The sequence below is a fragment of the Rhizobacter sp. P5_A1 genome, from assembly GCF_056400745.1.
Map to the genome: position 1 here is coordinate 24,219 of NZ_JBFUKR010000042.1, position 9,341 is coordinate 33,559.

Below are 9,341 nucleotides of genomic sequence, written 5' to 3' on the forward strand. Positions count from 1 at the left end.
TTGATGCGTCTGCTGACAGGCAGCGACGCGTGCGCGCGTTAGCGTGTGCGCCCTGATGGAGGAGTTGCAATGAAGTCGTCGTGGCGCACCGCCTGGCAAGGCCAGGACATCGTGGTCTTCCGCAACGAGGCCGAGGTCGATCGATTGCATGCGCCCGACATCGAGCGCGTGGTGCTGGTGCACCGCGGCTCCGGCGACTCGCCGGGCGATCTGGTGCAGGCGGTCGTCGAACTGGGCGACTCGTGCCTGATCTTCCCCGCCGACACCGGCTTCGCCGGTCGCGTGAACTTCGAGCGCCAGCAGTTCTGGGCCGAGAAGGCCTGCGTCTACTGGGTCAACGAGTCGCGTGCGCCGTTGCCGCTTCGGCTACGACGCGGCCGCTGGTTCCTCGGGCTGACGCACCCGGTGTTCACGCGCGTGCCGCGGGCCGATCTCGCCGCGCTGATCGAACGCTGGCCGGTGCAGGGCCCGCAGACCTGGGAGCAGCGCAAGTGGCGTCGCATCGAGCAGGGCCGGCCATTCGCGCGCGACTCGGGCGACACGCGGCTGCGCGCCTGAGACGGCTCCCACGAACGACAAACCGGCAAACCCGGCCGAAACCGGGCCGCACAAACGACAAACCCGGCCGAGGCCGGGTTTGTTGCATCAATGCCGAGTCGCTCAGGCGGCCGGCTTGGCAGCAGCAGCCGCCTTCTTCTTGGCGTGCTTCTTGGCAGCGTGCTTCTTGACGGCCGGGGCTTCCTTCTTCATTTCGGCCTTGGCTTCGGCCTTCGGGGCCGGCGCGGCAGCGGCGGCCGGGGCCGAAGCCTGGGCGAAGGCGCCCATCGAGAAGGCGGAGGCGATCAGAGCGGCGAGGATCTTGTTCATGGTGGTGGTTCCTGCAGGGAATTTATGAATAGAGCGGATGCTCGGGAATCACAACGCCGGCCGTCGGCGGCTGGTTGACACCGGCTGGCGAAAGATCGGGTGGCTCAGGCTCTCGTCGAGCCGCAGGACCGGCGTCACGCAGGCATCGACGCCGTCGAAGCGCGCGACCCAGTGGGCCAACGGCTCGGCAGCGAACAGCGCGGCGAGTTCGCTGCGCAGCGCCATCGAATCCGGCCCGCCGACCGCGAGGCCGAGCGTCCAGTGCGCCTGCGCCCACTCGGGTCGCCCCACGGTCGTGCACAGCGCCTGCCAGAACTTCAGCTCGAGCGCGCCGACGGCCAGGTGGCGCGCGTCGGCGGTGCGGTAAACGCAGTAACAAGGCGCGCCGCCGCTGAGCAGGTCGTGCCCCGGCGCCGGCGGCCGGCCCGTGGCCTGCAGCGTGCAGGTCGCGAGCACGTGGTGGCGCAGCACCTCGTGCGCCATCGAGATGTCGACGACGCGCCCGCGGCCGCTGCGCTGCGCGCCGAGCAGCGCGGCGAGGATGCCGGCGACGGCCGCCTGCGTGCCGCCCATCAGGTCGCCGATCTGGAAGTTCGGCAGCGCGAGCTCGCCGTCGATGGTCGCGATCTGCTCCAGCACGCCGGCCATCGCGATGTAGTTGATGTCATGCCCGGCGCGATGCGCCCAGGCGCCGTGCTGACCGTAGCCGCTGATCGCGCACATCACGAGGCGCGGATTCAGCTCGCGCAGCACGGCCCAGCCGAGGCCGAGCTTGTCCATCACGCCGGGGCGGAAGCCCTCGACGAGCACATCCGCGCCGCGCACGAGCTCGACCAGCGCGGCCGCACCCGCCACCGTGCGCAGGTCGAGGCGCAACAGCTGCTTGCCGCGGTTCAGCTCGCGGAAGGTCAGCGCGGGCTCGCCGGCGCGGCGTTCGGCGGCGGTCTGGCCCATCCAGCGCGCGCCGTCGTCCTGGCCCTGGTCGGACAGGCCCTCGACCTTCAGCACCTCGGCACCGAGCTCGGCGAGCCGGCGCGTGGCCAGCGGCCCGGGCAGCAAGCGCGTCAGGTCGACGACCTTGATGCCCCCGAGCGGCAGGTCATCGTCGGCGGGATCGGCCGCGGCGGCGGCGTTCAAACGAAGCGCCCCTCGCGCAACCACTTGGTCGCGACCCACTTCTCGCCGTCGACGACCGGCGCGCCGCCATGCAGCGTCTTGGTGACCGGGTGGGCGCGGTCGTAGCTGAAGAACACCGCGTTGCCCTTGACCGGCGCGACATCGAGCTGCACATCGGGGAACACCGTCGCGCCGCCGTGGGCCGGCGTGTTCAGGTAGCACACCAGCGACGCGACGCGCTGGCCGCCGCGCTTCAGGATCATCGGCGTGCCCGAGTGCGCCGGGTCGAAGTAATCGTAGTGCGGCTTGTACTCGGCGCCGGGCGCATAGCGCAGCACCTGCAGGCCCTCGCCGTTCTCGATCGGCCAGTCGAGCAGCGCGGCGATGCGCGTCTCGAGGCGGGCGACGACCGGGTGCTCGCCGCGCTCGAAGAACATGCCCTGACTCGTGCGAGCCTCGTTGACCTCGCTCGCGCCGGTCTCGGTCTGCACGGTCTCGGAACGCGCCAGCCGCTTCGCCGCCAGCGCGATCATCTCGTCGCATTCGTCGGCCGACAGCAGGTCGCCGAACACGACGACCCGGGGCGTCAGCAGGTTGACCAGCACCTTGACCTCGCGATCGCCGGCCCACAGCGTCGTGCGCGTGCCGTCCGGCAGCGGATCGGGCACGCGCACCGGCGGCGGCAGCACCGCCGCCTTCGCCTTCTCGTCGAGGTAGCCGGTCAGCACCTCTTCGAGCGCGGCGATCGCCGAATCCTCGTTCCAGCCGCTGCTCAGCATCGACTGCAGCACCACCTCCGGTTTGTGCCCGGCCGTGGCCTGCTCGATGATCCACGCGCGCAGTGCGGGCGTGATGGGCTGCTTGTCGACGCTCATGCGCGGATTCTGCCGGATACGAGCCGGCCGGTCAGCCGCACGGTCAGTCGAGCCGCCGGCGAAACACGAAGCGGTCGGGCGTCGAAGCGGCAGCGTCGAAACGGTAACCCTCGGCGGCGAATGTCTTCAGCCCGGCGGGCGTCGCGATGCGCCGCTCGATCGCATGCCGCGCCATCAGGCCGCGCGCCCGTTTCGCGAAGAAGCTGATGATCTTGTAGCGGTCGTTCTTCCAGTCCTCGAACACGCAGTCGATGACGCGCGGCACCAGCGTGCGCTTGCGGTCGGCGACATGGAAGTACTCGGTCGACGCGAGGTTCACGATCACCGGCGTGACATCGATGGCCGCGCGTGCGTTCAGGTACTCGGCGACCGTGTCGCCCCAGTACGCGTACAGATCGGGGCCGTGCCGGTTCGCCAGCCGCGTACCCATCTCGAGCCGATACGGCTGCAGCCGGTCGAGCGGGCGCAGCGCGCCATGCAGGCCGCTGAGGATCACGAGATGCTGCTGGGCCCAGCGCAACGCCGCGACACCGAGCTCGGACGCGTGCAGCCCGCCGTAGACATCGCCGTCGAAGGCCAGCACTGCCGGCTTGCTGTTGGCCGCCGTGAAGCGCGGCGACCAGGCCGCGTAGCGCGCGACATTCAGCGCCGCGAGCGCGTCGGACAGGTCCATCAGCGCAGCCACTTCGGCCGCGCTGCGCGCGCGCATCAGCTCGATCAGCTCGGTCGAGCGCTCGATGAACAGCGGTTCGGTCGCGAGCTTCGCGACGGCGGGAGGGGTCGGTGTCGCGTAGTCGAGCGCCTTCGCGGGGGACAGGAGGTACAGCATGGCGGCGATTATCGATGCCGCCATCGGCACACCGCGCGTCGCGGCGCGCTAGCGGAAATCCCGGCTGCGGCTGGCCAGCCCCTGCAGCAGATCGGTGTGGTCGATCGCCTTCATCACGACCAGGTGCATCACCGCGCCGTCGCCCTCGCGGTCGCGCTGCCAGCGGCCGAACAGCGTGAGCAGGCGGGCCGCGAGCAGCGGCTTGCGCTGCGACTCGAGCACCGAGGGCCAGACGATCGCGTTGACGGTGCCGGTGTCGTCTTCGAGCGTGACGAACATCGTGCCCTTCGCGGTCTCGGGCCGCTGCCGGTGCGTGACCAGGCCGCTGGCGCGCGCGAGGCGACCGTTCGGGTAGCCGCGCAGCACCGCGGCCGGCTGCACGCGGAACGCCGCGAGCTGATCGCGCAGCAGCGCGAGCGGATGGCGGTTCAGCGTCAGGCCGAGGGCGCGGTAGTCGGCCAGCGTTTCCTCCGCCTCGGCGGGCGCGGGCAGCGCGACGGCGGCCTCGTCGACGCGGGTCGCGCGCAGCATCGGGGTCGGCCGCGTGTCGATGCCGGCGACGGCCCACGCCGCCTGGTGGCGGTGACCGGTGAGCGCGCGCAGCGCATCGGCCTGGGCGAGCGCCTGAAGTTCGCGCGCGTTCAGCGCGGCGCGGCGCGTCAGGTCTTCGGCGTTCGCGAAGGCCGCCTGCGTGCGGGCCGCGACGATGCGCCGGGCCGCGTCGCCCGACAGCCCGGCGACGCGGTCGAGGCCGAGCCGCACCGCGCGCGCCGATGTCGTGCCCGGCGGCAACGGCGGCGGCGCGGCTCGTTCCTCCAGCGTGCTCTCGCAGGCGCTGAGCGTCACATCCACCGGCCGCACCTCGACGCCATGCGCGCGCGCGTCGCGCACCAGCTGCGCGGGCGCGTAAAAGCCCATCGGCTGGCTGTTGAGCAGTGCGGCGAGAAAGGCGTCGGGGTGATGCCACTTGATCCAGCAGCTCGCATAGGCCAGCTGCGCGAAACCGGCGGCGTGGCTCTCGGGAAAGCCGTATTCGCCGAAGCCCTGGATCTGCTGGAAGATGCTCTCGGCGAAGGCCGGCTTGTAGCCCTTCTCGAGCATGCGGCCGACGAGGCGCTCGTGGTAATGCCCGAGGCCGCCCTTGCGTTTCCAGGCAGCCATCGAGCGGCGCAGGCCATCGGCCTCGCCGGGCGTGAAGTCGGCCGCGATCATCGCGATCTGCATCACCTGCTCCTGGAAGATCGGCACGCCCTTCGTGCGTTGCAGCGCCGGCCGCAACGCCGGCGGGTAGTCGATCGCGTCGTCGTCGAGCAGCCGGTTCTTCAGGTACGGGTGCACCATGCCGCCCTGGATCGGCCCGGGCCGCACGATCGCGACCTCGACCACCAGGTCGTAGTACTTGCGCGGCTGCAGCCGCGGCAGCATGCTCATCTGCGCCCGGCTCTCGATCTGGAACGCGCCGACGGTGTCGGCCTTGCAGATCATGTCGTAGGTGGCTTCGTCGCCCACCGGGATGTCTTGCATGCGGAACGGCCGGCCGTGCTTGGCGCCGATGAATTCGAGCGCGCGCCGCAGCGCACTGAGCATGCCGAGCGCGAGCACGTCGACCTTGATCAGGCGCAGCTCGTCGAGATCGTCCTTGTCCCACTGCACGACACTGCGGCCTTCCATCGCCGCCATCTCGACCGGCACCAGCTGCTCGATCTGCTCGCGCGCGATCACGAAGCCGCCGGGGTGCTGGCTCAGGTGCCGCGGGAAGCCGATCAGCTGCTGCGTCAGCGCGATCCACAGCTTCGTCAACGGCGCCTCGGGGTCGAGGCCCGCTTCGCGCAGGCGTTCGGTGTCGACATGGCCGCCATCGAACCAGTGCATGCTCTTTGTCAGCAATTCGATGCGTTGCAGATCGAGGCCGAGTGCACGGCCGACATCGCGCAGCGCCGAGCGCGGGCGATAGCAGATCACCACCGCGGTCAGCGCGGTGCGGTGCCGGCCGTACTTGCCGTAGATGTACTGGATCACCTCTTCGCGACGCTGGTGCTCGAAGTCGACGTCGATGTCGGGCGGCTCGTCGCGTTCGGCGCTGACGAAGCGTTCGAACAGCAGCGTCGCCTCTTCGGGGTTGACCTCGGTGACACCCAGGCAGAAGCAGACCATCGAGTTGGCCGCGCTGCCGCGGCCCTGGCACAGGATGTTCTTCTCGCGCGCCCAGCGCACGATGTCGGCGACGGTCAGGAAGTAGGCTTCATAGTGCAGCTGCTGGATCAGCGCGAGTTCCTTCTCGATCTTCGGCAGCCACTGGATCACCTCCTTGCCGGGGAAGCGTTCGACGAGGCCTTCCTGTGTCAGCTGGCGCAGATGGCCGATCGGCGTGCGGCCCTCGGGCACGACCTCGCGCGGGTACTCGTATTTCAGCTCGGCCAGCGAGAAACCGCAGCGCCCGGCGAGCGCCACCGAGTTCTCCAGCCACTCGGGCTCGTAAAGGCTCGCCAGCCGCGCGCGCGAGCGCAGGTACTGCTCGGCGTTCGACTCGAGCTGCAGGCCGCACTCGGCCACCGGCCGCTTCAGGCGCGTCGCACTCAGCGTGTCCTGCAGCGGCTTGCGCGAGCGCACGTGCATCAGCACATCGCCGGTCGCGACGATCGGCAGGCCGGTGAACCCGGCCACGCGGCGCACCACGTCCACCAGCTCTTCGTCGCCCGGGCGCCGCAGCAGCGACAGCGCGATCGAGGCCCGATCCTGGAACCAGGTCTTCAGCCACATCGCGTGCGCGAACACCGTCTCGAACGACTGCGCGGCATCGGGCACCAGCAAGGCCAGGCATTCGGGCAGGCCGGTCAAGGTCGGCGCGTTCGGCACCTTGCCTTCGATGTCGCCGGGATGCGCGAGGTACGAACCCTTGGTCGCGCGACGCCGTGCCACGGTGATCCAGTGCGAGAGGTTGCCGTAGCCGCGCCGGGACTGCGCGAGCAGCACCAGGCGGGGCTGCGGCGGTGCGGGTTCCCCTTCTTCTTCTTCTTCTTCCTTCTCGCCGTTCTTCTTCTCCTTCTTCTTGCTCTTCACATGGCTCGGCAACGTGAGCCGCATCTCGCTGCCGATGATCAGCGGCAACTCGTTGTCGCGCGCCGCCACGTGAGCGCGCACCACGCCGGCCAGCGAGCATTCATCGGTGAGCGCCAGCGCCGCATAACGCAGCGCCTTCGCGCGCTCGACCAGCTCGCCGGGATGCGACGCGCCGGTCAGAAAGCTGAAATTGCTGCGACAGTGCAGCTCGGCGTAACGCGGTAGCTTGACCATGACGGTGATGACAACGGCAGCGGCACGCGCTCACGGTGCGGACGACGAAGGCAATGGTGACGCGGCGAGTCCACCGACATGGCCATCGAGGTGCCAGCGCTGCGCATCCGGCAAGGCCGCGCGCAAGGCATCGAGCGGGCTGCGCACCGCGCCGCCACCGAGCTTGAGCACGTGCGTGTAGATCATCGTGGTGCTCACGTCCGAATGACCAAGCAACTCCTGCACGGTGCGAATGTCGTAGCCGCTTTGCAGCAAATGGGTTGCAAAGGAATGGCGCAGCGTGTGCGGCGTGGCCGGTTTCACGATCCCGGCGCGCTCGACTGCGACCTTGAACTGACGCTGGAACGCGCCTTCGAGCGCATGGTGCCGGCGCTGCACGCCGGTGCGCGGATCGACCGACAACTGCAGGTGCGGAAAGACCCAGAACCAGCTCCAGGACGAACCGGCCCGCGGATACTTGCGCTCCAGTGCATTCGGCATGTGCACGCCGTCACGGCCCGAAGCGCGATCGTCCGCCCACAAGATGCGCGTGCGCGCCAGCTGCTCGCGCAGCGCCGGCGCCAGCGAAGCCGGCAGCATCACGACCCGATCCTTGAAACCCTTGCCCTCGCGAACGACCAGCGCCTGACGCTCGAAATCGACATCCTTCACGCGCAGGCGGATGCCCTCCATGATGCGCATGCCGGTGCCGTAGAGCAGCTGTGCCAGCAGGCGATGCGGCGCGTCGAGCGCCATCAGCACGCGGCCCACCTCGTCATGCGTGAGGACCACCGGCAAACGCTGTCGGCTCTTCGGTCGGCCGATCTCGTTCAGCCACGGCAGATCGAGCCCCAGCACCCGCTGGTACAGGAACACGAGTGCCGACAGCGCCTGCTTGTGCGTGGCCACCGCCACCTTGCGCTCGCTCGCCAGCCAGGACAGAAACGCCTCGACCTCGGGCGCGCCCATGTCGATCGGGTGGCGCAATTCATGGAAACGCACGAAGGCACGGATCCAATGGACGTAGGCCTCTTCGGTGCGGATGCTGTAGTGCAGGTAGCGAATGCGCTCGCGCACCTGCTCGAGCAACCGGGTCGATTGCAGAGGCGGGAGCGAGTGAGCGTCGGATTTCATGTCGGCAGACAATACTGTATATTTGTACAGTACACCGAGCCTCTGGCAAGTGCAAGCGTCGACGACCCAAGAATTCACCACGGCCACCATGTCGCAGCAGCAACAGCAACAGCAGCTTCCTTCGCCCCGACCCAAGAAGCCCCCGCGCCGCAGCCCAGCTGCGCCGTCGTCATCGTCATCGCAACGGGCGGCGGCCATCACCGAGCCCGCGCGTGCCGACACACATGTCGTCAAGCGGCTGCGACCCTCACAGGCCGGCGCATTGAAGCTGGCCCGCCGATACGGTGACGCGCTGGTGTGCGTCCGCTATCGTCACAATGCACAGGGCACTTACCGCTACACCACCGTTGAACTCGTGGTCGACGAAGCACCCGTAGAAACCCGCGCATTTCTCGATGAGCTCGTCCTGGTCCGACTCGCGTTCGGCGACACCCAGCGCCGCCATCGCGCACTCGCCGAGGGCGCGCAGTGGGACGTCAAACGGCAGCTGTGGTCCATGCCCCGCAGAACAGCCAAGCGGCTCCGATTGATCACAAGCATCGTGACCCGATAGCCACATATGGCACGCCGCCGCGTCGACTCATTGCCATATACAGGTGCTTGCGCCTCCATGTGGCAAAGTCGCGTGATGTCTAAATCACGTTAGGCCGCATAGGGCGCCCGATGCACATTCCCGTCGCCATCGCTGAATTCTGGAAGCGCTTTGATGCCGATGCAGGCAACATTGATCCAACGCGCTTCTATGAAGCTTTCCATTTCGGTGATAACGAAGAGATGGCAAACTCCCTCGCAGACCTAGTGCTCGAGGGCACGAAACGCGCGACGGCCGGGTCACTGTGGTCCTTTGAGCACGAAGGAAAGGCTTTGCCGCAACCGGGCGATTTCAGCGTTGTCACGAGCTGGGCAGGCTCTCCGCTGTGCGTAATCGAAACAGTCCAGGTTGACATCGTGCCTTTCAACGAAGTGACTGCGGAATTCGCCGCTGTGGAAGGCGAAGGCGACGGATCGCTGGAATCCTGGCGTCAAGAGCATGCGAGTTCCTTCTCGCGTGAATGCGCACGGATCGGTCGGGTCTTCAACGAAAGTATGCTGGTAGCGTGCGAGCGGTTTAGGGTCGTGTTCACGGGCTCACAGAGTGCGGCCTAACCCTTTACAGGGACTTCCAAAGTAGTCAACGCATTTTTGATCTTGTCGATGAGTCGACGTGGCTGCGAAGCCTGGCTGAGACAGAGAACAGACTGCCACTC

9 protein-coding genes are annotated in these 9,341 nt (G+C 68.3%); 3 read left to right on the forward strand and 6 right to left on the reverse strand.

What is annotated here, in order from left to right:
- Positions 1-69 precede the first annotated feature (69 nt).
- Complete coding sequence (locus AC1DTW_RS26485) at positions 70-558, forward strand: hypothetical protein (protein ID WP_477984722.1); 489 nt, start codon at positions 70-72, stop codon at positions 556-558.
- A gap of 102 nt (positions 559-660) precedes the next feature.
- On the opposite strand, the gene AC1DTW_RS26490 is transcribed toward AC1DTW_RS26485, so the two are convergent.
- Genes AC1DTW_RS26490 through AC1DTW_RS26515 form a run of 6 tightly spaced genes read right to left on the reverse strand, consistent with a single transcriptional unit; the run spans position 661 to position 8,094 of the window.
- Positions 661-867 (reverse strand): hypothetical protein, encoded by a 207-nt coding sequence (locus AC1DTW_RS26490; protein WP_477984724.1) that lies wholly within the window; start codon positions 865-867, stop codon positions 661-663.
- 48 nt (positions 868-915) lie between these two features.
- On the reverse strand, positions 916-2,004 hold the full coding sequence (locus AC1DTW_RS26495; RefSeq protein WP_477984726.1) for a CaiB/BaiF CoA transferase family protein: 1,089 nt from the start codon (positions 2,002-2,004) through the stop codon (positions 916-918).
- Positions 2,001-2,858 (reverse strand): 2OG-Fe(II) oxygenase, encoded by an 858-nt coding sequence (locus AC1DTW_RS26500; protein WP_477984728.1) that lies wholly within the window; start codon positions 2,856-2,858, stop codon positions 2,001-2,003. Before AC1DTW_RS26500 ends, AC1DTW_RS26495 begins: the two co-directional genes overlap by 4 nt.
- Positions 2,859-2,901: 43 nt before the next feature.
- Positions 2,902-3,687: a peroxide stress protein YaaA gene (gene yaaA, locus AC1DTW_RS26505; protein WP_477984730.1), complete on the reverse strand. Its 786-nt coding sequence runs from the start codon at positions 3,685-3,687 to the stop codon at positions 2,902-2,904.
- A 48-nt stretch (positions 3,688-3,735) separates the two neighbouring features.
- Complete coding sequence (locus AC1DTW_RS26510; RefSeq protein ID WP_477984732.1) at positions 3,736-6,981, reverse strand: error-prone DNA polymerase; 3,246 nt, start codon at positions 6,979-6,981, stop codon at positions 3,736-3,738.
- Between the two features lie 30 nt (positions 6,982-7,011).
- Positions 7,012-8,094 (reverse strand): integron integrase, encoded by a 1,083-nt coding sequence (locus tag AC1DTW_RS26515; RefSeq protein ID WP_477984734.1) that lies wholly within the window; start codon positions 8,092-8,094, stop codon positions 7,012-7,014.
- An 88-nt stretch (positions 8,095-8,182) separates the two neighbouring features.
- Here AC1DTW_RS26515 and AC1DTW_RS26520 point away from each other — a divergent pair, with 88 nt between their 5' ends.
- The gene (locus AC1DTW_RS26520; protein WP_477984736.1) at positions 8,183-8,647 is read left to right on the forward strand and encodes a hypothetical protein; all 465 of its coding nucleotides are present in this window, start codon (positions 8,183-8,185) and stop codon (positions 8,645-8,647) included.
- A 110-nt stretch (positions 8,648-8,757) separates the two neighbouring features.
- Positions 8,758-9,240 carry an ASCH domain-containing protein gene (locus tag AC1DTW_RS26525; RefSeq protein ID WP_477984738.1) on the forward strand — a complete coding sequence of 161 codons (483 nt, stop codon included), beginning with the start codon at positions 8,758-8,760 and terminating at the stop codon, positions 9,238-9,240.
- Positions 9,241-9,341 lie beyond the last annotated feature (101 nt).

Excerpts from the sequence above, each read along its gene's own strand:
- AC1DTW_RS26510 (WP_477984732.1), bottom strand. The coding sequence starts at position 6,981 with ATGGTCAAGCTACCGCGTTACGCCGAGCTGCACTGTCGCAGCAATTTC.
- AC1DTW_RS26490 (WP_477984724.1), bottom strand. The coding sequence starts at position 867 with ATGAACAAGATCCTCGCCGCTCTGATCGCCTCCGCCTTCTCGATGGGC.
- AC1DTW_RS26520 (WP_477984736.1), top strand. The coding sequence starts at position 8,183 with ATGTCGCAGCAGCAACAGCAACAGCAGCTTCCTTCGCCCCGACCCAAG.
- AC1DTW_RS26515 (WP_477984734.1), bottom strand. The coding sequence starts at position 8,094 with ATGAAATCCGACGCTCACTCGCTCCCGCCTCTGCAATCGACCCGGTTG.
- AC1DTW_RS26485 (WP_477984722.1), top strand. The coding sequence starts at position 70 with ATGAAGTCGTCGTGGCGCACCGCCTGGCAAGGCCAGGACATCGTGGTC.
- AC1DTW_RS26500 (WP_477984728.1), bottom strand. The coding sequence starts at position 2,858 with ATGAGCGTCGACAAGCAGCCCATCACGCCCGCACTGCGCGCGTGGATC.
- yaaA (WP_477984730.1), bottom strand. The coding sequence starts at position 3,687 with ATGCTGTACCTCCTGTCCCCCGCGAAGGCGCTCGACTACGCGACACCG.
- AC1DTW_RS26525 (WP_477984738.1), top strand. The coding sequence starts at position 8,758 with ATGCACATTCCCGTCGCCATCGCTGAATTCTGGAAGCGCTTTGATGCC.